General features: G+C 65.2%; 18 protein-coding genes, 1 tRNA gene and 1 pseudogene. 10 read left to right on the top strand and 10 right to left on the bottom strand.

The features are described from left to right. Window positions 1-54 precede the first annotated feature (54 nt). Window positions 55-948 (top strand): peptidase associated/transthyretin-like domain-containing protein, encoded by an 894-nt coding sequence (locus ACFEMD_RS13585; protein WP_394741529.1) that lies wholly within the window; start codon window positions 55-57, stop codon window positions 946-948. A 246-nt stretch (window positions 949-1,194) separates the two neighbouring features. On the opposite strand, the gene ACFEMD_RS13580 is transcribed toward ACFEMD_RS13585, so the two are convergent. Continuing rightward, window positions 1,195-1,266: transfer RNA gene (locus ACFEMD_RS13580), tRNA-Ala, on the bottom strand. Window positions 1,267-1,467: 201 nt separating this feature from the next. Between ACFEMD_RS13580 and ACFEMD_RS13575 the strand changes: the two genes are divergently transcribed. From ACFEMD_RS13575 to ACFEMD_RS13550, 6 genes are all read left to right on the top strand, one after another. Beyond that, window positions 1,468-3,063 carry a long-chain-fatty-acid--CoA ligase gene (locus ACFEMD_RS13575; protein ID WP_394741527.1) on the top strand — a complete coding sequence of 532 codons (1,596 nt, stop codon included), beginning with the start codon at window positions 1,468-1,470 and terminating at the stop codon, window positions 3,061-3,063. Window positions 3,064-3,164: 101 nt separating this feature from the next. Further along, a complete protein-coding gene (locus ACFEMD_RS13570; protein WP_394741525.1) occupies window positions 3,165-4,787 on the top strand; it encodes a long-chain-fatty-acid--CoA ligase in 1,623 nt (540 codons plus the stop codon). 175 nt (window positions 4,788-4,962) lie between these two features. After that, complete coding sequence (locus tag ACFEMD_RS13565; protein WP_394741524.1) at window positions 4,963-5,430, top strand: 30S ribosomal protein S15; 468 nt, start codon at window positions 4,963-4,965, stop codon at window positions 5,428-5,430. Between the two features lie 3 nt (window positions 5,431-5,433). Further along, entirely contained in the window at window positions 5,434-6,612 is a 1,179-nt protein-coding gene (locus ACFEMD_RS13560) for an exonuclease (protein ID WP_394741523.1), read from the top strand. Further along, a complete protein-coding gene (locus ACFEMD_RS13555) occupies window positions 6,609-6,902 on the top strand; it encodes a KEOPS complex subunit Pcc1 (protein WP_394741521.1) in 294 nt (97 codons plus the stop codon). The genes ACFEMD_RS13560 and ACFEMD_RS13555 overlap by 4 nt, the downstream gene beginning before the upstream one ends. Next, window positions 6,899-7,540, top strand: a complete 642-nt coding sequence (locus ACFEMD_RS13550; RefSeq protein ID WP_394741520.1) for a 30S ribosomal protein S3ae — start codon at window positions 6,899-6,901, stop codon at window positions 7,538-7,540. Before ACFEMD_RS13555 ends, ACFEMD_RS13550 begins: the two co-directional genes overlap by 4 nt. A gap of 31 nt (window positions 7,541-7,571) precedes the next feature. Here ACFEMD_RS13550 and ACFEMD_RS13545 read toward each other — a convergent pair. Together ACFEMD_RS13545 and ACFEMD_RS13540 are read right to left on the bottom strand one after the other, a co-directional pair. Beyond that, a pseudogene (locus tag ACFEMD_RS13545) lies at window positions 7,572-8,512 on the bottom strand (DUF3179 domain-containing protein). 46 nt (window positions 8,513-8,558) lie between these two features. Next, window positions 8,559-9,002, bottom strand: coding sequence for a cupredoxin domain-containing protein (locus ACFEMD_RS13540; protein ID WP_278294113.1), 444 nt, complete (start codon window positions 9,000-9,002; stop codon window positions 8,559-8,561). A gap of 221 nt (window positions 9,003-9,223) precedes the next feature. Here ACFEMD_RS13540 and ACFEMD_RS13535 point away from each other — a divergent pair, with 221 nt between their 5' ends. From ACFEMD_RS13535 to ACFEMD_RS13525, 3 genes are all read left to right on the top strand, one after another. Continuing rightward, entirely contained in the window at window positions 9,224-9,955 is a 732-nt protein-coding gene (locus tag ACFEMD_RS13535; RefSeq protein ID WP_394741518.1) for a protein sorting system archaetidylserine synthase, read from the top strand. 66 nt (window positions 9,956-10,021) lie between these two features. Continuing rightward, window positions 10,022-11,563 (top strand): HEAT repeat domain-containing protein, encoded by a 1,542-nt coding sequence (locus ACFEMD_RS13530; RefSeq protein ID WP_394741516.1) that lies wholly within the window; start codon window positions 10,022-10,024, stop codon window positions 11,561-11,563. 54 nt (window positions 11,564-11,617) lie between these two features. Next, on the top strand, window positions 11,618-13,384 hold the full coding sequence (locus ACFEMD_RS13525) for a phospholipase D-like domain-containing protein (RefSeq protein WP_394741515.1): 1,767 nt from the start codon (window positions 11,618-11,620) through the stop codon (window positions 13,382-13,384). A gap of 39 nt (window positions 13,385-13,423) precedes the next feature. Here ACFEMD_RS13525 and ACFEMD_RS13520 read toward each other — a convergent pair whose 3' ends face one another. The 7 genes from ACFEMD_RS13520 to ACFEMD_RS13490 form a co-directional block, all read right to left on the bottom strand. Then, the gene (locus ACFEMD_RS13520) at window positions 13,424-13,852 is read right to left on the bottom strand and encodes a metal-dependent transcriptional regulator (protein WP_005553659.1); all 429 of its coding nucleotides are present in this window, start codon (window positions 13,850-13,852) and stop codon (window positions 13,424-13,426) included. Window positions 13,853-13,916: 64 nt separating this feature from the next. After that, on the bottom strand, window positions 13,917-14,411 hold the full coding sequence (locus ACFEMD_RS13515; protein ID WP_394741513.1) for a ferritin-like domain-containing protein: 495 nt from the start codon (window positions 14,409-14,411) through the stop codon (window positions 13,917-13,919). 32 nt (window positions 14,412-14,443) lie between these two features. Beyond that, window positions 14,444-15,190, bottom strand: a complete 747-nt coding sequence (locus tag ACFEMD_RS13510; protein ID WP_394741511.1) for a hypothetical protein — start codon at window positions 15,188-15,190, stop codon at window positions 14,444-14,446. 80 nt (window positions 15,191-15,270) lie between these two features. After that, a complete protein-coding gene (sufD, locus tag ACFEMD_RS13505; RefSeq protein WP_394741509.1) occupies window positions 15,271-16,491 on the bottom strand; it encodes a Fe-S cluster assembly protein SufD in 1,221 nt (406 codons plus the stop codon). Window position 16,492: 1 nt separating this feature from the next. Next, on the bottom strand, window positions 16,493-17,923 hold the full coding sequence (gene sufB, locus ACFEMD_RS13500) for a Fe-S cluster assembly protein SufB (RefSeq protein ID WP_394741507.1): 1,431 nt from the start codon (window positions 17,921-17,923) through the stop codon (window positions 16,493-16,495). Window positions 17,924-17,984: 61 nt separating this feature from the next. Beyond that, window positions 17,985-18,893, bottom strand: a complete 909-nt coding sequence (locus ACFEMD_RS13495; protein ID WP_394741506.1) for an ABC transporter ATP-binding protein — start codon at window positions 18,891-18,893, stop codon at window positions 17,985-17,987. A 213-nt stretch (window positions 18,894-19,106) separates the two neighbouring features. Then, window positions 19,107-23,072 (bottom strand): DNA polymerase domain-containing protein, encoded by a 3,966-nt coding sequence (locus ACFEMD_RS13490; RefSeq protein WP_394741505.1) that lies wholly within the window; start codon window positions 23,070-23,072, stop codon window positions 19,107-19,109. Between the last annotated feature and the right edge of the window lie 80 nt (window positions 23,073-23,152).

Genomic DNA, 23,152 nt, shown 5'->3' with positions numbered 1-23,152 from the left:
ATGACGTCTCAAGGCCGTTGGAATCGACGACGAGTGCTGGTTTTGGCGGGCGGAATGTCGGCTCTCGCCGGGTGTAGTACGGACGACGAGTCCGCAAACGGTTCGGAGTCAGAGTCGGACGACGGGAACGAAACCGACAACGACGGAGAGAGTGGAGACGATGCGGAGACCGATGAACTCGAGGGCGAGACGGACGAGGACGGAGACGACGCCGAGGAAGAGGCGGGCGAAGACGAGGACGAGGATGATGCCGAACCGGAGGAGGGGGGTGAAGACGAAGACGACACCGAGGCGGACGAGGACGGAGACGACACCGAGGCGGAGTCGGAGTCGACGGACGAGGACGACGATTCGGCGGCGGAGGAACCCGAACTGTCGGAGTTTACCCTCCGGGTGATCGACGTCAACGGCGATCCGGCCGAAGCGATGCTCGTCGCCGGTGAGGGTGAGCCCCTGGACGCCGACGTGCCCCTCGAGTTCACGGGCGTGACGGGATCGGAGGGGTACCACCACAACCGGATCTACGAGAACGAGTACACGATCGAGATCGACCATCCCGACTACGAGGGGACCACGATCGAACACACCCACGACGGCCCGAGCGAGGTCACGGCCGAACTCGACGTCGAAGTAGACACCGACGAACCCGACGAGGACGCCGACCCGTCCGAGGACGAGGCGCCCGACCACGCGGAGCTCATCCTCCGAGCCGTCGACCTCGACGGCGACCCGATCTCGGGCGCGGTCGTCAGCGGCGAAGGCGAACCCCACGAGGCCGACATTCCCCTCGAGTTCACCGGCATTACCGGTGGGGACGGCTACCACCACAATCTGATCTACGAGAACGAGTACACGATCGAGGTCGATCACGACGACTACGAACCGACGACGGTCGAGCACACCCACGACGGCGACAGCGAACTGACCGTCGAACTCGAGCTCGAGTAGTTCCAGCCGAAGTTCCAACAGAGATCGCCAGCAGCCACCGTGTCGTTTCTTCTGCATCCTCGAGCGGCACTGCGAGCGATGCACAGGCAGTGAGAAGATGGAACACGGCGCGGCTTCCTCGAAGACCTACAGCGGAAATGTGACTCTCGAGCAAGCAGCCGTAAGCACCGATGTATCGGAAGGCTATAGGCTGTCCGCAGGGAGCGCTAGTCGGAAAGTAAACGGCTTGAGAATGTTAACTTCGCATGGACTCGCGGGGATTTGAACCCCGGGCCTTCCCCGTGCCAGGGGGATGATCTACCACTGATCTACGAGCCCTCTCTGCACTCCCTGTTTTCGCACACATCGGTATAAACCCCTCGATATCGGGTGACAGCGGCGGGGAGGGACACGGTACGTGATCTCGAGTCACGCTCTTTCGATCGCGTCGCAGTCGCCTCGAGCGCCGAATCGACGGCGGGCATCCGTGTACATGAGAAAAAATTAGGCAGATACTGCCGTTGGATGTGAACGGGACCCATGAAAACGGCAATGCGGACCACGGACTTCCTCGACCGGGCCGTCGACCTCTACGACGACGTGACCGGGGTCGTCGCCCACGACGGCACCGAGTACACCTACGCCGAGGTGAACGAGCGGGTGAACCAACTGGCACATGCCCTCGAGGAGAGCGGCGTCGAGCGGGGCGACCGGGTGGCACTGCTGGCGCCGAACACTCACTACTTCATCGAGACGCTGTACGCGACGAACAAGCTTGGTGCGGTGTTCGTCCCGCTGAACTATCGGCTGACCAGCGGCGAGTACGAGTACATCCTCGAGGACTGTGCCGCGAACACGTTGATCGCCGACTACGACTACGCCGACAAGGTAGAGCCGATTCGGGACTCGATCCCCGCCGAAACGTTCGTCGGCTACCGGGCCGACGAGATCGAGGGGGAGTGGACCGACTACGAGGCGCTCCTCGAGGGCCAGCCGACCGACGAACCCGACCGACCCGACATCGGCGAGGACGACGACGCCAGCATCAACTACACCTCGGGGACGACGGGCGATCCGAAGGGCGTCGTCCGCACCCACCGCACCGAACACTGGCACGCCCTCGTGCTCAACCAGCACATGGAGATCCGCGACGACGACACCTACCTCTGGACGCTGCCGATGTTCCACTGCAACGGCTGGGGCCACACGTACGCAATCACGGGCACCGGCGGCACCCACGTCTGTCAGCGCACCTTCGACGCCGAGGGGGTCTTCGACCGGGTCCGAGAGTACGACGTGACGTTCATGTGTGGCGCACCGACGGTGCTGAACTCGCTGATCCAGTACCACGAGGAACACGACGTCGAGACGACCGGCGACCGCGACGTTCGGATCGCGACTGCAGGGAGCGCCCCTGCCACGGCGACCATCGAAACCGTCGAGGACGAGTTCGACTGGCGGATCGTTCACATCTACGGTCTCACGGAGACTGCGCCGATCATCACGACGAGCAACTCGCCGCGACGGCTCGCCCAGCGCGGGCGCGAACTTAAGGTCAAACAGGGCGCCGAGACGCTCTGTACGGACGTCAGGGTCGTCGACGAGGACGGCGAGGACGTCCCCCGCGACGGGGAGACGATCGGCGAGATCGTCGTCCGGGGCAACCAGGTGATGGATCGCTACCTGAACAAACCCGATGCCACCGAACGGGCGTTCTCCGAGCGTCTCGAGGGGTACTTCCACACCGGCGACCTCGCGACGATCGACGAGGACGGGATGGTCGCGATCCAGGACCGCAAGAAGGACATCATCATCTCCGGCGGCGAGAACATCTCGAGCATCGAACTCGAGGACGTCCTCTACGACCATCCCGACGTCCAGAAGGCCGCGGTCATTCCGGTTCCGAGCGAGCAGTGGGGCGAGACGCCGAAGGCGCTGATCGTCCCTGGCGGGGACGCCGAGCCGACCGAGGGGGAGATCGTCGACTTCGTCACGGATCACCTCGCGGGCTACAAGAAGCCGACGAGCGTCGAGATCGTTGACGACCTCCCGGAGACGGCGACGGGAAAGGTCCAGAAGTACGAGCTCCGCGAGCAGTACTGGGACGACGCCGAGCGACGAGTCGGCCAGCAGTAAGCCGAACGGGTTCGATTCGCGTTCCAACGCGGCCTTTCGCTCTCGACACCGATTGATCCATCCGCAAGGAGTATAATGAACGATATCCAAGAATCTCGTATATGGAGGTTCCGCTCCTCGTAACCGACTTTCTCGACCGCGCACGGAAGTACTACGGCGACGAAGAGGCGGTCGTCGCGACGACGGGTGAACGCTACACCTACGACGAGTTTGGCGACCGCGCCGATCGGCTCTCCGCGGTACTCCAGGAGCGGGGCATCGAGAAGGGTGATCGGGTGGCGGTGCTCGACCCGAACACCCACTACCACCTCGAGTCGGCCTACGGGATCATGCAGCTCGGGGCGATCCACACGCCGCTGAACTACCGGCTGACGCCCGAGGACTACGAGTACATGCTGAACGACGCCGGTGTCGACGCCGTCGTCGCGGACTACGAGTACGCACACAAGATCGACGCCGTTCGCGACGAGGTGCCGACGGAGACGTTTATCGCAACCGACGCCGACGCCCTCGAGGACTGTGACGGCGACTGGCTCGACTTCGAGGCGCTGATCGACGAGGCCGGCGCCGACTACGACCGCCCCGAGATGCACGAGGACGACGTCATCACGATCAACTACACCTCGGGGACGACGGGTGATCCGAAGGGCGTCATGCGGACCCACCGGACCGAGTCCTTACACGCCCAGCTGGTGACGATCCACCACGAGATCAGCGACGACGACGTCTATCTCTGGACGCTGCCGATGTTCCACGTCAACGGCTGGGGGCACATCTACGCGATCACGGGAATGGGGGCGACACACGTCTGTACGCGCGGCGCCGACGCCGAGACGAACCTCCGGCAGATCCGCGAGGAGGACGTCTCCTTTCTCTGCTGTGCGCCGACCGTCCTCACCCTCTTCGAGGAGTACCTCGAGGAGGCCGACGTGCCGACGACCGGTGACGCGCCGATGCGGGTCACCGCAGCCGGCGCCGCCCCGCCCGAGAGCATCATCGAGACCGTCGAGACCGAGTTCGGCTGGTACTTCCGTCAGCTCTACGGGGCGACCGAGACCGGGCCGCTGATCGGCACCTCCGCGACCCGACGGCTGATCGACGAAGAGAGCGAGGAGCGCTTCGCGTTGAAGAAACGCCAGGGGATCGCCCCACTGGCGACCGAGGTCGAGGTCGTCGACGACGACGGAGCCGAAGTCCCCTGGGACGACGAGACGATCGGCGAGATCGTCGTCCGGGGGAACCAGGTGATGGACGGCTACTGGGAGAAACCCGAGGAGACTGAGGCGGCGTTCGACGACAAGCGCGAGGGCTGGTTCCACACCGGCGACCTGGCGGTCGTCAACGAGAACGGCCTGATGGCGATTCAGGACCGCAAGAAGGACATCATCGTCTCCGGCGGGGAAAACATCTCGAGCATCGAACTCGAGGACACCCTCTTCGATCACCCCGACGTCGCCGATGTGGCGATCATCCCCGCGCCCAGCGAGAAGTGGGGCGAGACGCCGAAGGCATTTGTCGTGCCCGCCAACGGCGATCCGGAGAACCCGCCGGTCACTGCGGACGATCTGACGGCCTACACCCGCGAGCGGCTCGCGGGCTACAAGGTGGTTCACCGCGTCGAGTTCGTCGACGAACTGCCCAAGACCGCGACGGGCAAGATCCAGAAGTACGAGCTCCGCGAACTGGAGTGGGAGGACGAGGAGTCGATGGTCGGACAGGGCTGACGGCAGGACGCAACCCTTTAGTCGCTGCTCCCGGTAGCGACGGTGGGAAGCGCACGGCCGCAAATCCGACTCGCTGTCCACCCTTTCGGGCAGCTTGGGATTGCGGAAGTGCACGGGCAGCTGGCAATCCGGCTGCCGAACACTCGAGCGGTCAGTGCGGTTCCTATCCTCACCAATGGCACGAATGCACACCCGCCGTCGAGGCTCGTCCGGATCGGACAAGCCGACGGCAGACGAACCGCCGGAGTGGAGCGACGTCGACGCGGACGAGATCGAAGCCCGCGTCGTCGAACTGGCAGAGCAGGGTCACGATCCCAGCCAGATCGGGATCAAGCTGCGCGACGAGGGCGTCACGGGCACGCCCGTCCCGGACGTCAAGCTGGCGACCGGAAAGAAGGTTACCGAGATTCTCGAGGAGAACGACGCGAAAGCGGACATCCCCGAGGACCTGCGGAGCCTGATGCAGCGGGCCGTCCGCCTGCGAGAGCACGTCCGAGAGAACCCACAGGACTACCAGAACAAGCGCGCCCTGCAAAACACCGAGTCGAAGGTCCGTCGCCTGGTCAACTACTACCGTGGCGACGAGCTCGAGGCCGACTTCCAGTACTCCTACGACGTGGCAGTCGAACTCCTCGAGGAGTAAGCGATGTCCACCGAGGGTCGAACCGCCGAGGCGACGAAAGCCCCCCTCGAGAGCGCCGGCTTCGTCCGGCTCGTCTCGAGCGCCAACGGTGACGCGCTCGCGGCGACCGGGCTGCTCGCGCGAGCGATCCGCGAGCGCGGAACGCCGTTTCAGGTCACCGTCGGCCGCACCGTCGCCGAACGAACCGAACGGGCGACGATCGGCGAACCCGAGACCGACGACGCGACGATCGTCGTCGGCAGCGCCGACGACGACCTCGAGGCGACCCGGCTCGCGGCGACCGACAGGGCCGCCACGCTCGAGGCCGCCGAACTCGTCCGTGAGCTAGGCGAGGCACCCGACCCGGTCCTCGCGCTCGCGGGACTCGTCGCCGCCGGGAGCGAACCCGGCGCCGGCGAGAGCGAGTGGGTCCTCGAGACCGCACGCGACCGCGGCCTCGTCGATCGGCGACCCGGCGTCGCGGTACCGACCGCGGACCCGGTCGACGGCCTCGCACACTCGACGCGCGTTCGCGCCCCGTGGTCCGGCGATCCGGACGCGGTCCGCGACGCGCTTTCGGGACTCGAACTCCCCGAACCCGACGCGCTCGGGACCGACGATCACCGGGCGATCGGCTCGCTGGTCGCGCTCGATGCGGTCGGCGCCGAGGACGCACACGAGGCGAGCGCTCGATCGATCGGGCGCGCGCTGAAGCCGTACGCGACGCCCGAGGGGCCGTTCGCGACCGTCGGCGGCTACGCCGACGTGCTCGCAGCGACGGCTCGAACCGAACCCGGGACCGGCGTGGCGCTCGCGATGGGCCACGGCGTCGACCGGGCCGCACTCGAGGCCTGGCGAGCCCACGGCCGGCGCGCCCACGCGGCGCTCGACTCGGCGTCGGTCAGCCGACACGACGGCCTGTTCGTCCTCGGAATCGAGGACAGCCCCGTCGAGACGGTCGCCGAGATCGCCGTCGCCTACCGATCGCCGGAACCGACCGTGCTGGTCGTCGGCGACGGCGAGGCCGCACTCGCGACTCGGACCGACGAGTCACTCGGCTCGACAGTCGAAGCGATCGCCAGGGCCCTCGAGGGCGACGTCGACGGCCTCGAGTACGACGACGGCCGGCGACGCGGCTACCTGCGGTACGACCCCGAGACGGACGACTCGACGATCATCGCGACGGCGAGGGAGTTCAGATGACCCGACGAGCGACGATCCGGACGACCCACGACGATCCGGCACTGATCGCGCGCGCGATCGAACCGGACAACACCGCCGAGATGGAGACGACGGTTGACGACGGCGAGGGAGACGGTCCCTCGAGCGACGGCGCGGTCGCCACCCGGATCGAACGCGAGACGACGTCGGGGCTGCAGTCGACGGTCGACGACTACGTCGTCAACCTCGCGGTCGCGATCGAGGTCGCACAGCACGCACACCCGACGGACACGGGCACTGTGTCCGACACCCCAGATAACACCAAACCATGAGTGAACGATCGGTTTCACGAACGAAACAGGAAAAGCGGTGGTACACCATCCTCGCGCCCGAGCAGTTCGATCGCAAGGAGCTCGGTGAGACCCCCGCCGACGAACCCGAGAAAGTCTACGACCGAACCATCGAAACGACGCTCGGCGAGATAACGAACAACGCCAGCGAGAACAACACGAAGCTGACCTTCAAGATCACCGACGTCGGCAGCGACGCGGCGTACACGGAGTTTCAGGAGCACGCCCTGACCCGTGACTACCTGCGCTCGCTCGTTCGACGGGGCGCCTCGAAGGTCGAGGCCTACGTCACGGTCCTCACGACCGACGACTACCGCGTCCAGATCCAGCCCGTCGCCTTTACGACGAAGAAGGCCGACGCGAGCCAGGAGAAGGCTATCCGCGAGCAGATGGTCCAGATGATCGAGGAGGCTGCCGCCGAGCGAACCTTCGACGAACTCATCGACAGCATCGTCGAGGGACGGCTCTCCTCGGCGATCTACGGCGAGGCCAAGACGATCTACCCGCTGCGCCGCGTCGAGATCCAGAAGACCACCCTCGAGGCCCACCCCGAGGAAGTCGCCGAGGAGGAAGCGACCTCCGTCGACGTCGACGAGGAAGACGTCGCAGCCGAGAACTGACGCGACTCGCGAACCCGTTCGATCTCGATTTTTACTGCCGACGGTAAAACGAGTCGACGCCGTGATCGTCCCGCCAGGCGAACGCGAACAGCCGCCGGGCCGGAAGTCGGTCGAGCCGTCGGCCGTCCGCAGCCGATCCGGTGGCGGCGTCCCACGCGGCCCCGTCGGCGCGGACCGTCCCGTCGTCGGTCCTCTCGAACTCGAAACCCGGGTTCTCGAACGCGTGAATTCCCTCGCCGGTCGCGAGGACGACGATATCGGTACCACCGACGGTCTCGTGGACGACCCCGCCCGCTGCCTCCACCTGTCGGAAGGGGTAGCCGCGCGCTTCGGAGCCGACCTCGAGACCGAAAACGACGGTCTTGGGGTCGAAGTCGGAGTGGTCCCAGGACCGTTCGCCGTCCGTTCCCCGGTGGGCCGCAAGGCCGAACCCGTTGCTCTCGAAGTACCCTGCGTACGGAGTCTCATCGTAGTCGACCGGAGCCGGCTCGTCGCCGTCGCTCGCGGCTTCGCTCGTCGCGTTCTCGGGAGGCTGTAGCACCAGCCCGTCACGATAGCGCTCGCGAAACGACTCCAGAGAGAGAGGACCGCAGCCGGCCGAATCCGCAGCTTCCGTCCTCGCAGCGGGCCGTCGATACACTTGCCCGACGACTGTTTCCACTCGGAACCGGTTTCGCGGTCGTACATCACCAGGTCATCGTCCGCGAGCTTTCCGCTGACGCCGAACTCGACCGTTCGATCGTAGACGACGGCGCTCCCGCAGAGCGGACATCACGTGACCGCGATCGGCTCTCCGTCGGCGGCGTCGTTGACTATTTCGTGGTAGTTTAGCACGCGGACCGGGTACGCTTTCGGCGGGGAGGTCTCGACGACGACCACCTCGTCGTCGGGGTCGCCGACCCGTTCGGTCCCGAACGTCGGCTCGTCGATGCTCGGAATCGCGTCCCTGGGAATTACCTGACGGACGTTCATGGCCGAGCCCACGGTCTTCTGTGAGAAAAGAACCGCGTCGCGCGGGCTACTCGACGACGACTTCGCCGATCATCCCGCCTTTGACGTGGGGTTCGCAGATGTAGGCGTACGTCCCGGGAACTTCGAAGGTGTGCTCGTACGTGTCCCGCGTTCCGAGCCGTCCGCCGCGGTACTCGTGCCAGGCGTCGATCGCCGTGTCCTCGTCCTCGTAGCCGCCGCTTGCGAAGTACGCGGCGTCGTCGGGGATCTGGTTCTCGAGGGCGGTAACGGTGTGATCGGCCCCGCTCGTGTTCTTCCAGACGACGGTTTCGCCAACGCTCGCGGTGTACGTCTCGGGGAGGAACTCGTTGCGGCTCATCCCGATGTCACACTCCTCGCCGGCACACGGGCCGTCGTCATCGTCGTCGAAGACGCTGAGGACGGACGAGCAACCGGCCAGGCTGGCCGAGGCGGCGGTCCCGACGGTGGCGAGGTAGACGCGCCGGTGCATACGCGAGCGTTAGGACGGTCACGGTATAACGGGCCCGGTTCGCATCTCGAGCCTGTCCTGTAGTGTCGAACACGTTCGGAGGCGGACGTGACGCGGTCGACTGTCCGAACGGATTCGATTCGGTCCCGGGTCCCGTCGGGTTCGATTCGACCGTCGGCCGGATTAGTTCACCGCCCCCCGAAACGAAAACAGTAAGGTGGCCGCCACTCGAATCGAGGAGTATGCTTCCGCGGTTCGTCGGACGACTGGGGGTCGCGGACGCGGTGACGATCGCCAACGCGACGCTCGGCTTCGTCGCGATCGTCGTCGCGTTCGTCGATATCGAACTCGCGGCGCGGCTCATCCTGCTGGCGGCGATCGCCGACGGCCTCGACGGCCTGCTCGCGCGCCGGTACGGCGGGACCGAGGCAGGGCCCTACCTCGACTCGCTGGCCGACGTCTCCTCGTTCGCCGTCGCTCCGGCCGTCCTCGCGTTCGTCGTCGTCAGCGACGGGCTCGGACTGAGCTTCGACGCCGTCACTGCCGAGTTGCTCGTGGTCACGGCGGTCTGTGCGCTGTTCGTCGCGATGGCCGTCACCCGCCTGGGGCTGTACACCGCCTACGACACGACCGGTAGCTACACCGAGGGGGTCCAGACGACGCTGGCCGCGACGATCATCGGCGCCGCCATCCTCGCCGGCGACCCCGCCGATGCCCCCGTGCTCATCCTGGCGATCACGGCCACCTTCACGTATCTGATGGTCTCGCGGATTCCGTATCCGGATCTGCTGGCTCGAGACGCCGCCATCATGGGGGTTGTCCACGCGCTGGCGATCCTCGTGCCGACGGCCGCCGGCCGAACCTTCCCCTACGCCCTGTTGACCCTCGGGATCGCGTACATGACGCTGAGTCCCTGGCTCTACTGGCGCCCCGAACCCCGTCCGGCCGAAACCGACCTGCATGGAAACGCTTAGGAACGTGCTGACACGACCTGTACGTATGAACGAAGTCACGCGTCGGTGTCGTCCCCGGGTGATTCCATGAGCGAGGACGAGGCGAACGGTGACGAGGAGCCGGCCGACGAGCCGGACGAGCGGGAAACGGCCGACGAGGAACCCGAAACAGAGGCGGCCGAAACCGAGGAGGAAGCGGAATCCGACGAAGACGGGACCGAGGAGGAGTCAGAGTCGGCCGAAGACCCAGAGGACGAAGCGGACGCGGAAGACGAGAAAGACCTAAACGAGGATGCGAACGAACTCGAGGCGATCCGCGGCCAGCTCGCCGCCTTCGAGACCCAGACCGAGGAATTCGAGGCCGAACTCGAGGCCGCAGAGACCGAGGACGACCTCGACGAGGTCGAGCCGAAACTCGAGGCGTTCCGCGAGGAGCTCGAGGCCCTCGAGATTCCCGAACCGCCCGAGGAGGACGACGAAGACGAGGAGGAAGAAGACGTCGTCCACCCCGAGGAGGAGCTCCAGGACCGCTACGACGAGATCGAGGACGACCTCGAGGACCTCGAGGACGACCTCGAGGACCAGCGCGGTCCCTACGCCGAGGACGTGATCGGCGAGATAAACGGCGTCGCCGGGACCATCACCGGCACCCGCTGGACGATCGAGGGCGAGGAGGAGCTGATCGACCCCGTCGAGGCGTTCGTCGCGGACGCGAACGACCTGCTCGGCGCGTCCGTTTCGGTCCCCGATGACCTCGAGCCCACCGAGTGTGCCGAACTCCGCGAGGACGCTCCCGACGAGGACGAGGGCGTTCCCGAGCGGCTCGCGGCGACGCTCGAGGACGTCACCGACGCCGTCGAGGACGCCGACCTCGATCCCGACGAGGACGCCGAGACGATCGCCGCGCTGCTCGAGGCGACCGACGACCTCGAGGACGGCGTCGACGACGCCACCGAGTGGACCGACCTGAAGGTCCGCGAGCAACTCCGCCGTGAGGGCTTTTACGACGTCCTCGACCACGTCAAGGACTTCCCGCCGGAGTGGCACGCTCTCAAAGTCCACGAGAAGCAGGGCAACGTCGAGATGATCCTGCTCGCACTCGACTCCCTGGGATCGGAGTTCATGGAGGACCACTGCATGGAGGCCCTCGAGCGAATGGGCCGCGAGGAGGCCATCGAGCCGATGATCCAGAAGGCCAGCCGACGGGACACCAAGGCGATGAGCATCCTCGGCAAGATCGGCGCCGACGACGAACAGGTCGTCGATGCGCTGCTCGACTACGTCGACTCGAACATCCAGCTCCAGCGGCCTGCGTTCAGGGCCCTGGGCGAAATCGGCGCCGAGGACGCTGTCCAGCCGATCGCCGAGGAGCTCGCCACCAACGACGAGCCGGCCGTTCGCAGCAACGCCGCGCGTTCGCTCGGACTGATCGGTGACACGCGGGCAATCAAGCCGCTTTCGGACGTCCTCGAGGACGACGACGCCGACCGCGTCCGGGCCAGCGCCGCGTGGGCGCTCAACCAGATCGGCACGAAGGAGGCCCTCGAGATCGTCGCCGACTACGCCGACGACCGCGCCTACCTCGTCCAGGCCGAAGCCGAGCGCGCCGACCTCGAGCCGGCTGCCTGATCGTCACTCCTTCTCTCCGCAGGTTTATATCCGAGAGCGCGGCCAGGAGAGCCGATGGTCTCCAGGCGAGTCGCGCTCGTACTCTGCGCGACGGCCCTGCTCGGTACTCTCTTTGGAACCCCGCTCATGACGGGTCTCGGCGCCGCATCTCCCTCGTCGGGGCTCGACGGTTCGGGCGCGACAGCCGAGCGTTCGCAGCCGACAGCCGAAGCCGACGGGCTCCGCTGTCCGCAACCGATCGACGCTACCGAAACAGACGATGGTCCTCGAATCGTCGAGCTATATCCGAACCCAACGGCACACGGAAACGTCGGCGAATACCTCGTCGTCGAGATCCCTTCGGAGACCGACCTCGAGAACTGGTCGCTCAGCGACGGCCACACGACCGCAGGACTCCCGAACGAGACGGTGTCCGGGCGGATCGCGCTCACGACCGATCCCGAAGAGACCCGCGAGCTGACGGACGATCCGGTCGGCGAGCTCGAGGGAACGGTGCGACTCGCTGCCGACGGGGACGACCTCGAGCTCCGAAACGGAAGCCGAACGATAGATACGGTGGCCTACGACCGCGCACCGACGGCCGAGCGGTGGTACCGAACGGCCGAGACCGACGGTAGCGAGCCGACCGACGAGACACCCGGCAGCGGCGAGTGGTGGCCCCGCGGCGCGACCTGTCTTCCGTCGTCGACCGTCGACACTGACGAGGCGACCACGTTCGTTCTTCCCGACAACCCCGACGTTCCACAGGAGACGATTCGGGAGGCCGACGATCGACTCCTGCTGGCCGGCTACACGTTCACCGACGAGGACGTCGCCGCCGACCTCGTCGCGGCCGCCGACCGCGGCGTCGACGTCGCGGTGTTGCTCGAGTCGGGACCCGTCGGCGGGACGCCCGCGGCGACCGAGTCCGTCGTCGAGACGCTCGAACGCGGCGGCGTCGACGTTCGGTTCGTCGGCGGTGAAGGGGCGCGCTACCGGTTTCACCATCCGAAGTACGCGGTCGCGGACGAGTCGGTCCTCGTGACGAGCGAGAACTGGAAGCCCGCGGGTGTCGGCGGCGAGTCGAGTCGCGGCTGGGGCGTCCGTCTCGCGGACGACGCGCTCGCGGACGAACTGGCCGCGATCTTTCGGGCGGACTTCGGAGGCTGGGACGCCGAGTCGGGAGCGAGCTTCCGTGAGGACGCCTCGTTCGTCGAGGACGACGCCGCGCCGCCGCGGGAGTTCCCGACGAATCACGGAGCGGAGACCGTCTCGGTCGACGCCGCCGAACTCCTGCTCGCGCCGGAGAACGCCGAACCGCGGCTGCTGGAGCTGCTCGACGGCGCCGACGACGAGATCCTCATCAAGCAAGCGAGTATCGCCGACGACGTCTCCCTGCTCGAGGCGACGCTCGACGCGGCCCGGCGCGGCGTCGACGTCCGAATCCTGCTCGACTCGAGCTGGTACGTCGAGGACGAACACGAGACGCTGGCGGCCGATCTCGAGCGCACGGCCGACGAGGAGGAGTTATCGCTCGAGGCCGAACTCGCCGAGGACACAGACGCCTTCGAGAAGATCCACGCGAAGGGGATCGTGATCGACCGCGAGGTCGCCGTCGTCGGGAGCGCGAACTGGAACGAGAACTCGCTGCAGAACAACCGCGAGGTGTTGCTTGCCCTGCACGGAACCGACGCGGCGGCGTACTACGCCGACGTCTTCGAGAGCGATCGGGACGAGGACGACGCTTGGTCGCTCCCGTTCGAACTCTCCGCCGCGGTCGTCGCCGCACTCGTGGTTGCGGCGGTCGTCGGCCACCGGTACGTGCGATTCGGCTCGGAGTAGTCCGATTCTCGCCCGAAACGGTCCGTCGTCGGGAACTCGCTAATCTGCCCTGGTGGGGACCTCGAGGTACTTACAGCAGTCGGCCTCGGGGTCGAAACAGTCCGGACACTCCTCGGGGCGGTCGATGATCGTGTCGAGGCGCTCCGCGACGGTGTCGTCGATCACCGCCTCGAGCGCGTGGGCCTCCTCGCGGAACTCCTCGACCTCGAGGACGTTCGCGAGAAACCGCTCGATGATACAGTAGGTCTGGAGGGCGTCGTGGGCGCGTTCGAGCCCCTCGTCGGTCAGACTGGCTCCCTTGTACTTCTCGTGTTCGACGAGGCCACGTTCCTCGAGCTTGCCGATCATCTCGTTGACGCTGGCCGGGCTGACCTCGAGCAGGTCTGCGAGCGTGCCGGTCGAGGCCGGACCGTCATCGATGCGCTGTGCGAGGTAGATCGCCTTGAGATACTGGTCTGCGGTGTTCATCGCGTCCCTCCGTCGGTGTCGGTCTGGCTGCGATCCGCCGATCGTCGATCGGTCCGGACGCCGATCATGCTCTGCGCTCCATGATCTCGGTTACGTCTTCGACGCCCTCCCGTTCCTCTTCGCGGATGTCGTACAGCGTCTCGAGGAGCCGATCCCGGTCGATGGCGAACTCAGCGTCGGAGGCCTCGACGGCCTCGATCAGGTCATCGTAGAACTTGTAGGCGGTCTCCTCGTTGCAGAGCTGATCGTAGAGCACGCCGTCGGTGTCCTCAGGAGGGCCGTACTGCGCGTCGACCAGGGCGTTGATTTCCTCGTAGGCGACCGTCTCGGCGTCGAGGTCGTCGACCAGCGTCTCGAGGCGCTCGCGGTGCTCGGCCGACTCCTCGGCGGCTTCGGCGAGCAGCGCCCGCACCTCGTCGTCGATCGTCTCTCGTTCGTCGGCCGGCAGCGACTCGAGGTGGTGGGCGGCGCGCGACTCGACCACCTCCTCCAGGACGACCCCGATCTGGAGGAGTCGGGCGAGCTGGTGGTCGCTCGAGACGCGCTGTCCCAGACTCATACACGTACCGTCGGTGAGCGTGCTACTTAACTTCAGGCATCCCGCCTTCGAGTGTTCCCGACGTACCGCCAGACGCGGCTGCCGGCACCGCCCTCGACCGCGTCGACCTGCTCGAAAACGTCCTTGAGAAACGTCCACCAGCCGTCGGCGGTCTCGTAGCCCACAGGATAAGAGTCGTACAGCTCCCCCACGACCGTCGCCTTCCTTGCCCGGCCCTCGTCGCGGAGGAAGGCGATCGCGCGTCCGGCGACGGCCCGTCGCCGCTCGCGTCGATCCGCGGATCGACCCGGAACCGACAGCGCGTCGAGATCGACGAGGTCTGCACCGGATCGGAGGCTCTCTCGCCCGAGCGATGCCGTCGATCGGTACTCGAGGCCCGTCTCGACCTCCCGATCCAGCCGACTGCGCGTCTCGGCGACCGCTCGTCGCGAGAGTTCGTCGAGGCGATCGAACCGGACCGTCTCGAGGACGGTTGCGTCCGCGCCGACGTCGTCCTCGGAAACTCTAGTAACACGCTCCGGAGTCAGCGATCCCGGAGCGTCGTCGAATCCGTCGGTTTCGGTCGCCCCACTCGTCCCGTCCGGGTTCGTCGCGGTCGAATCCTGGTCCTCGGACTCGATCTCGAGTCCGTCCGCTCGAGGCCGAGCGTCCTCGAGCGCGTCCCGCCGGTCGACGAGCCACCGGACGTAGGCGCCTCGGCTCTCGAATCCCAGAAGTCGCCGCTCCGCCTCGAGTTCCTCGAGCGTTTCGGCGTCGAACGCGACCGACAGCCCCGGCATGACCGGTCGATACCGGGCTTCGATACAAAAAAGCTCGTCAGACGGACGAAAACGGTGTGTCCGAACCGCTTCGATCGTCGTTAGTCGCGCTTCCGGAGGCGCGCCGCGACGAGGTCCTCGAGGTCCTCGCGGAGCTCGTCGACCGCGATCTCGTCGAGGACGGGCACGAAGAACCCTTCGACGAGCATGTTGCGCGCGTCCCGGGGCGAGATGCCGCGAGAGGTCATGTACAGCAGATCCTCCTGGTCGATCTGACCGACCGTCGCGGAGTGGCTGGCCTCGGTGTCGTGGTTGTTGATGATCAGCTTCGGCGAGGCGTCGGCCTCGCTCTCGTCGCTAAGCATCAGCGTGTTCTCGCGCTGGTAGGAACTCGTGTCCCACGCGTCGCGACCGACGTCCTGGACCCCCTCGTACACCGAGCGGGCGACGTCGTCGGTGACGCCGCGGGTGACGAGGTCGGCCGTCGTGTGCTCGCCGCGGTGCCAGACCTTCGCATCGAGGTCGAAGTGCTGGTCGTTGTGGCCGTAGAAGGCACCGACGATCTGGGTCTCGGAGCCGTCACCGTTGAGCTCCGTCGAGACGCCGGACTTGGTCAGCTGTGTGCCGACGTTGACCTCGATCCAGTTGATCGTGGCGTAGGTGTCGGCGTCGCCGCGCTTGAGCGCGAAGTTGTAGGCCTCCTCCGAGAGATTTTGAAGGCTGCCGTACTGGACGTTGCTGTTCTCGCCGGCGACGACTTCGACGATCCCGCTGTAGTACTGCTCCTCGGCCTCCTCGCCAGTCGACTGGCGCTCCATGATCGTAACCGAGGAGGACTCCTCGGTGACGACGAGTGTGTAGTTGAACAGCGAACTGGAGTTCTGCTCGGTCCGGATCGTCACGTCCTCGGCGTCGACGCCCTCGGGGACGTAGATCACGGTCCCGGTGCTGAACAGTGCTGTGGACAGGGCCGTCAGATAGTTCGCCTGGGGGTCGACGATCGAGCCGAAGTGCTCCTGCAGGAGCTCTTCGTGTTCGGCAACGGCCTCGCTCCAGGGCAGGACCTCTGCCTCGTCGGGCCCGACCTGATCCTTGTTCTCCGCCGCGTTCAGCGGATCGACCAGCGACTCGAAGTCGAGCTCGTGGAGGTTCGTCCAGTCCCGACCCGGCGTCCGGATGACGTCGGGCATGTCGAGTTCCTCGAGGGCCTCGAGGGCCTCGAGACGGGTCTCGAGCAGCCAGTCGGGCTCGTCGAGATCGCCGCTGATCTGGCGTACCTGTTCTTCGGTCAGATTGGCGTGTACCTGCGTTCCTGCGCTCATATTATCCGAGGCTCCCCTCCATCTCGAGTTCGATGAGGCGGTTGAGTTCGACCGCATACTCGATCGGCAGTTCCTCCGTGATCGGCTCGATGAAGCCGGCGACGATCATCTTCTTGGCGTCGTCGTCGTCCAGACCGCGGCTCTGGAGGTAGAAAATGTCCTCGTCGCCGATCTTGCCGACGGTGGCCTCGTGGGCGACGTCGACCTTCGACTCCTCGATCTCCATGTACGGCATGGTGTCCGAGGTGGACTCGTTGTCGAACATCAGCGCGTCACACTCGACGGCAGTGCTCGAATTCTCGGCGCCGTCGGCGATGTGGACGAGACCGCGGTAGTTGGTGCGGCCGCCGTCCTTGGCGATCGACTTCGACTCGATGGTCGAGCTGGTGTCGGGCGCGTTGTGGTAGACCTTCGCGCCGGTGTCGATGTCCTGGTCCTCGCCCGCGAAGGCGATGGTGATGTGGGTGTCCGTCGAGCCGCGACCCTTGAGGATCGTACACGGGTAGAGCATGGTGGCCTTCGAGCCCATCGAGCCCGAGACCCACTCCATCGTTCCGTTCTCCTCACAGATCGCGCGCTTGGTGTTGAGGTTGAACGTGTTCTTCGACCAGTTCTGGACCGTCGAGTACTGGACGTGGGCGTCCTCGCCGACGAACACCTCGACGCCTCCGCTGTGGAGGTTGTGGGTGCCGTACTTCGGCGCGGAACAGCCCTCGATGTAGTGCACTTCGGAGCCTTCCTCGGCGATGATGAGCGTGTGCTCGAACTGGCCCATCCCCTCGGAGTTCATCCGGAAGTACGCCTGGACGGGCATCTCGACGGTGACGTCCTCGGGGACGTAGACGAACGAGCCGCCCGACCAGACGGCGCCGTGGAGCGCGGCGAACTTGTTGTCGCTCGGGGGGACGCAGGTCGTCATGAAGTGCTCCTTGACGAGCTCAGGGTGCTCCTGAACCGCCTTGTCCATGTTCATGAAGACGACGCCCTTCTCCTCCCACTGCTCCTGCATGTTCTGGTAGACGACCTCGGACTCGTACTGGGCGCCGACGCCCGAGAGGGCGTTCTTCTCGGCTTCCGGGATGCCCAGCTTGTCGAAGGTGTCCTTGATCTCGTCGGGGAGCTCGGTCCAGTCGTCGACGCCCTCGCGCTTGTCGACGTCCGGACGGATGTAGGGAACGATCTCCTCGATGTCCAGCTCGGTCAGGTCGGGCTGACCGGGCCAGTCCGTCGGCATCGGCATGTTCTGGTACTGCTTGAGCGCGCGGAGACGCCGCTCGAGCATCCAGTCGGGCTCGTCCTTGTCGTCGGAGATCATGCGGATGACCTCTTCGGTTAGGCCCTTATCGGACTTGACGGCGGCGTTCTGCTCCTTCTTGAACTCGAAGCGCGCCTCGGTGTCGGTTTCTTTGAGGTGGTCTTGTTCGGAACTCATGATTGGTATGTATTCGTGTTTACGGCTGCAGCGTTATTACGGTTGTTCTAGTCGGATTCGGTTACGCCGTGCCGTAGACTTCTTCGCGGACCCAGTCGTACCCCTTGTCCTCGAGCTCCTCGGCGAGCGAGGCGTCGCCGCTCTTGGCGATCTGGCCGTCGAGCATCACGTGGACGTGATCGGGCTCGACGTAGTCGAGGATGCGCTGGTAGTGGGTGATCTGGAGGATCCCGGTGCCCTGCTCGTCGCGCAGGGCGTTGATCCCGTTCGAGACGTCCTGCAGGCGGTCGATGTCGAGCCCGGAGTCGATCTCGTCGAGGACGGCGACCGACGGCTCGAGGATGGCGGCCTGAAGGACCTCGTTCTGTTTCTTCTCCCCGCCGGAGAAGCCGGCGTTGAGGTATCGCTGGGCGAACCGCTCGTCCATGTCCAGTTGCTCCATCTTCTCCTGGAGGATCTCCTGGAACTCGGCGACGCCGACCTCGCCCTCCTCGACGTCTCCCTCCATCGGGGACGTCTCGAAACCGGCCTCCTCTTCGTCCTCCTCGTCACCGTCTTCGCCCTCGAAGAGCTCCTCTCGCTCCTCGATCTTGGCGTTGAGCGCCGTGCGAAGGAAGTTGACCATCGTGACGCCCTCGATCTCGGCGGGGTACTGGAAGCCGAGGAAGACGCCCAGCGCCGCGCGCTCGTTGGGCTCGAGTTCGAGCAGGTTCCAGGTGCGCTGGTCCTCGTCGATCTCGATGTCCTCGCCGAACTCGTCGTCCTCGAGGTGGAGCAGGACCTCACCCTCGGTGACGTCGTAGGCCGGGTGGCCGGCGATGACCTTCGCACAGGTCGACTTCCCGGAGCCGTTCGGTCCCATCAGGGCGTGGATCTCGCCCGATTCGACCTCGAGGTTGACGCCCTCGAGGATCTTCTCGTCGCCGTCCGCCACTTCCGCGTGCAGGTTGCGTAGTTCGAGGCGTGCCATAGTAGTCTGTCGTGTGAACCGTGGGTCGTCTGCCTGATAACGGTTTCGTATGCGATTGGATACGGTTTCGAATAACCAAGAATATTTCACCGAACGAGAAGCGCCGACGGACAGATGCGAACCGCAGTACCGTCGACGGTTTCGGTCCGTCGGGCGCTGAACCTGCCGATTCCCTCCCACACGAGTCCGCGAGGCGACGTTGTCGAGTGACGGTTACCAGTACTGGTCGAGCCCGGTCTGTTCCTGGCCCGATTTTATCTCCTCCCAGGAGACGTCCAACGCCTCGAGGATCCGCGAGATCGGCCCCTTCAGCGTCTTCTCGAGCATCGTGTCGTAGTCGACCGTGAACTCCTCGGGGATCTGGTCGTCGTACTCGAAGCAGATGACGTCAGGGTCGCGCTTGAACGCGCCGTAGACGGGATCCCGGCGCGCGTCGAGCCCTTCCTCGTCCTCGAGTCGCTCGAAGAAGGCGGGATCGACGCGCTCGAGGTAGAGCCGTTTCGGCTTGCTTCCACGCTGGAAGTTCGTCCCGAGCACTCGGTTTGCGTACTTGGCGCCCCGAACCTGGGCCGTGTCGGTGTCGTAGTTGTCCAGGCGCTTGCCGATCCCGCCCGGGATAGCGAGGTCGTCGAGGCTCACCTCGCCCGCGCGAACGTCCTCGATGACGCCCTGGACGTACTCCTTGGCGCCCTCGATATCGCCCTCCTTGACGATCATCTCGATGACCCGATGCTGGACCTCCTTGGTGATCGGCGCGATGTCCGAGCGCTGGTACTCGAAGCCGACGATGTCGATGTCGTCGACGTCTTTCCCCTCCTTCCAGGTGATGTGGCCCGCGTAGCGTTTCTTCTTGCCCGCCTGGAAGAACCGTCGGTAGAGCTTCTCGAACTCGATCTGGAAGCGGTGGAACTCCGCGTTGAGTTCGGTGCGTGCGAAGTCGTCGTAGCGGTCGTTGATGTGTTCCTCGATGTCGAACGATTGCTCTATCGCCTCGGACTTCGAGACGTCGGGTCCGAGCTCGAGCATGACTGAATCGGTGTCTCCATAAGTAACTTGATAATTCATCTCAGTCGCAGCAGTCTCGGTAAATTCGATGACTTCGCGCCCAGTAGCGGTAATTGCGGATGCGGCTTCCTTATCATATAGTCTGAATTGTTCCCAGCCTGAGACACCATATAGGGATTGCCCGACGAACTGGAACTTCCCGTTTCGTCCCGCAAGCAGCGTGTGATTGTCCTCGACGGTAACACAATAGACGCCGTTTTCGGCGGTGCTTCGGGACGAACTTCGATGCGTCCGAAGCGTGTTCTTCGATCCTTCGGTGACGTAGATCCGCCACGTGTCGCTATCACGACTGTAGTTCGCGGTCAGACCGAGGTGTGCACAGAGCCGCAGAACGTCGTCTCGGAGCTCGTCGCTCGAGGTGGAGTAGCGCCACGAGTTCACCTGTCGATCGCCGTCCCCGTCGATGAGTACGTCCAGAAACCGCCGCTTCTGTCGACGGCTCCGATCGAAGACGAACTCGGGGATTCGTTTCTCGAAACTCCCCTCGCCGCAGAGTTCGGTCACGAGGTCTCCGAGAAGCTTTGACGTGATCGTGTACGACCGATCGTCGACGTACGAGTCGAACCCCATCCCGTCGAGGAGTTCGCCGATCGTCGTATGGTAATTTTCCCCTCCGTCGGCGACGGGACGATCGTCCTGCGCGAGTTTGACGGTCGTCGCAGAGCCACGGAAGTTCTCGCCGAACTGCTTGTCCTCGGACGTGTAGACGTTTCCTTCCGTTACGAACCACGCAAGGAGATCGAGGAAGTCGTCACCGTCGTACGTCCGCGGAATCCACTTCCGGCCGGATTCACGGTGGACGAAGCTCGTCTCACAGACGCCCTCGATGTACTCGCGGTGCTGCTCGAACTCCTCGGCGGTGAACACGTAGCCTACTTCCCCCACGTCGGCTTTCGGCACGCGACGCGGTATCCAACCCAGTTCTGCGGTGAACGTGTGGCCGTGTACTGATGGCCGGACCCACACCTCGTACTCGCCGTCGATCAGTTCCGTCAGATCGACCTCTTCGAGTTCGTCCCCGTCGGGACCCTCCCAGTCGTGGGGAAGCTCGTAGTTCGTCGCTCGGTCGAGATCGCCCGCCTCGACGAACCTGTATTCGTCTTCCGTGATCCCGTTCGTCTCGTTCTTGCGGACGAGCATTCGGTGATTCGGCGTGACGCTGAAATCGATCTTGCTCGTCTCGATATCGATCAGATCGCCGCCGTAATCGGGGTAGGCATGGGTTTCGACGACAGTCTTTGTTTCCAGTTTTTCGGTTTCCGGATCGAGCGAGTACACTTCGTCGCCGACCTCGAGATCAGTGACATCTCGGACGCCCTCGGGAGTCAACACCTCCGTATCCGGCGTGAAGCAGTTCATGATTACCTTCACCGCACCCTGCTGGCGGTCGTACTGCTCGTACGCCGGCGTTCCGGGCTCGTGTTCGTTCCGAAGCCCCTTCTTCTCCTCGCGCTCGGCAAGCAGCTCCGTGATCATCTCCCGCATCACGCCGTCGGGCTCCTTGCGGAAGTGGATGGGGTCGGGCTGAGTCGGCGCGGTGTAGGTCTCGCCGTCGTACTCGTCGGGATCGACCCGCGTCTCCGGCGAGGCATTGACCGTCGTCATACACATCGGGTACAGCGACTTCAGGTCCAGCACGGTAACGTTCTCCTTGACGCCCGTGATCGGGTCGAAGACGGCCCCACCCTCGTACTCCTCGCCGGCCTCCTGCTGGCCCTTCGACGGTAAGGCGAACTGGCCGTAGGCCTGGTGGAGGACGTACATGTCGACCGCGTCGCCGGGCGTGGGAGCGTCCTCTAACTTGCAGCCGACGAAGGAACGCACCTCGTCCCAGAAGGGGATGATGCTCTGTTGGCGGTCGAGTTCGACACAGATCTCGACGTCCCGGAGGTTGTACGCGAGCAGCTGGGTGGGGTCTCCCTCCCAGAGGTCGCCGATGTCGCCGGCGTACCGTTCCTTGCCGACGCCGAGCTCGGACTCGCCGACGGCGTCGAGACGGTAGGAGTCGAGTTCGGAGAAGACCATCCGTTGGTAGCCGTAGAGCAGGTCGAAGACGACCCGACCCTTGATGTCGGGGCCACCCCAGTTGCTGCGCCAGACCTCGTCGACCCGCGAGAGGCGATCGATCTCGAGGTCGTACTCGTGGTTCGGGCTCTGGAGCACCTCGAGTCGGTCGAGGAAGTACGGGGCGTCGAAGTCCTCGAAGTTCCACCCCGTCAGCACGTCGGGATCCGTTTCCCGAATATAGTCGACGAACGCCTCGAGCATCGCCTCCTCCTCGTCGAAACTCCGCACCTCGTGGTCGAGCGGTCCCTCGATGGGATCGTACTCCTCGATCGCGTCGGGGATCGGCCCGTCGCCGATCGGCGCCTCGTAGAGCCACATGACGTACTCGTCTCGGTAGGAGTCGTGGCTCGTGAGGCAGATGATCGGTTCCTCGCCGTCCTCCGGGAACCCCGACCGGTCGTCGACCTCGATGTCGAACGTCTGTACTCGGGGCTCGGCGTCGACCTCGGCCGCCTCGACCTCCTCGTGGGGAACGACCAGCGAGTCGTCGTCGGCCCGTCGCTCGGGGACGCGAATCCCGCTGCGGACGTCTTTGTCGATGAGAAATCGGTTCGGAAAGAGGATGTCGGCCTCGTAGTGGTCGAACTCGTCGCGGACCTGTCCGACGTCCCGCGGCGTCTGGCCGAAGATCTTCGTCAGCTTCTCGCCGCGGATGCTCTCGTAGGGTTCGCCGTCCTCGCCGACCTCACGGCTGCCGGTGAGTCGGTCGTAAGCCTCCTCGGGCGGCCGCTCGAGGGACTCCGTCGGCGCGTAGAAGTACGGGCGAAAGCCGACGACCTGGACGTGCTCGAGTTCCCCCTCACTCGTCCGGCCGAAGACGTGCATGATCGGGCGCTCGTCGTCGCCGTAGCCGGCGATGGTGTAGTCGACCTGCATCACGGCGAACTCGAGCGCTCCCGTCGGCTCCGGAAGCGTCTCCTCGCGAACGTCGATCACTGCTGTGCTCTCTCCCGTTCCGTCGCCGGCGACGGCGGCTGCCTCTTCGTCCGGCCGTTCGGAGGACTCGCGGGAAAACTCCGCGAGTCCGGTCTGGCCCGCCTCGGTCATTGTGTCGACGTTTGGCGCCGCCGGTTAAAAACCCACCATTCCCGACGATACCACCCAAAACTGAAGGAAGAACAAAGCAT

Origin of the sequence: Natronococcus roseus, assembly GCF_043677095.1 — an archaeon.
In the GTDB taxonomy this organism is placed as follows: Archaea; Halobacteriota; Halobacteria; order Halobacteriales; family Natrialbaceae; genus Natronococcus; species Natronococcus roseus.
This window is presented reverse-complemented; position numbering and strand designations above follow the sequence as displayed.

Coding starts and splice junctions, on each gene's coding strand:
- ACFEMD_RS13585 (WP_394741529.1), top strand. CDS start 55: ATGTCGGCTCTCGCCGGGTGTAGTACGGACGACGAGTCCGCAAACGGT.
- ACFEMD_RS13575 (WP_394741527.1), top strand. CDS start 1,468: ATGAAAACGGCAATGCGGACCACGGACTTCCTCGACCGGGCCGTCGAC.
- ACFEMD_RS13570 (WP_394741525.1), top strand. CDS start 3,165: ATGGAGGTTCCGCTCCTCGTAACCGACTTTCTCGACCGCGCACGGAAG.
- ACFEMD_RS13565 (WP_394741524.1), top strand. CDS start 4,963: ATGGCACGAATGCACACCCGCCGTCGAGGCTCGTCCGGATCGGACAAG.
- ACFEMD_RS13560 (WP_394741523.1), top strand. CDS start 5,434: ATGTCCACCGAGGGTCGAACCGCCGAGGCGACGAAAGCCCCCCTCGAG.
- ACFEMD_RS13555 (WP_394741521.1), top strand. CDS start 6,609: ATGACCCGACGAGCGACGATCCGGACGACCCACGACGATCCGGCACTG.
- ACFEMD_RS13550 (WP_394741520.1), top strand. CDS start 6,899: ATGAGTGAACGATCGGTTTCACGAACGAAACAGGAAAAGCGGTGGTAC.
- ACFEMD_RS13540 (WP_278294113.1), bottom strand. CDS start 9,002: ATGCACCGGCGCGTCTACCTCGCCACCGTCGGGACCGCCGCCTCGGCC.
- ACFEMD_RS13535 (WP_394741518.1), top strand. CDS start 9,224: ATGCTTCCGCGGTTCGTCGGACGACTGGGGGTCGCGGACGCGGTGACG.
- ACFEMD_RS13530 (WP_394741516.1), top strand. CDS start 10,022: ATGAGCGAGGACGAGGCGAACGGTGACGAGGAGCCGGCCGACGAGCCG.
- ACFEMD_RS13525 (WP_394741515.1), top strand. CDS start 11,618: ATGGTCTCCAGGCGAGTCGCGCTCGTACTCTGCGCGACGGCCCTGCTC.
- ACFEMD_RS13520 (WP_005553659.1), bottom strand. CDS start 13,852: ATGAACACCGCAGACCAGTATCTCAAGGCGATCTACCTCGCACAGCGC.
- ACFEMD_RS13515 (WP_394741513.1), bottom strand. CDS start 14,411: ATGAGTCTGGGACAGCGCGTCTCGAGCGACCACCAGCTCGCCCGACTC.
- ACFEMD_RS13510 (WP_394741511.1), bottom strand. CDS start 15,190: ATGCCGGGGCTGTCGGTCGCGTTCGACGCCGAAACGCTCGAGGAACTC.
- sufD (WP_394741509.1), bottom strand. CDS start 16,491: ATGAGCGCAGGAACGCAGGTACACGCCAATCTGACCGAAGAACAGGTA.
- sufB (WP_394741507.1), bottom strand. CDS start 17,923: ATGAGTTCCGAACAAGACCACCTCAAAGAAACCGACACCGAGGCGCGC.
- ACFEMD_RS13495 (WP_394741506.1), bottom strand. CDS start 18,893: ATGGCACGCCTCGAACTACGCAACCTGCACGCGGAAGTGGCGGACGGC.
- ACFEMD_RS13490 (WP_394741505.1), bottom strand. CDS start 23,072: ATGACCGAGGCGGGCCAGACCGGACTCGCGGAGTTTTCCCGCGAGTCC.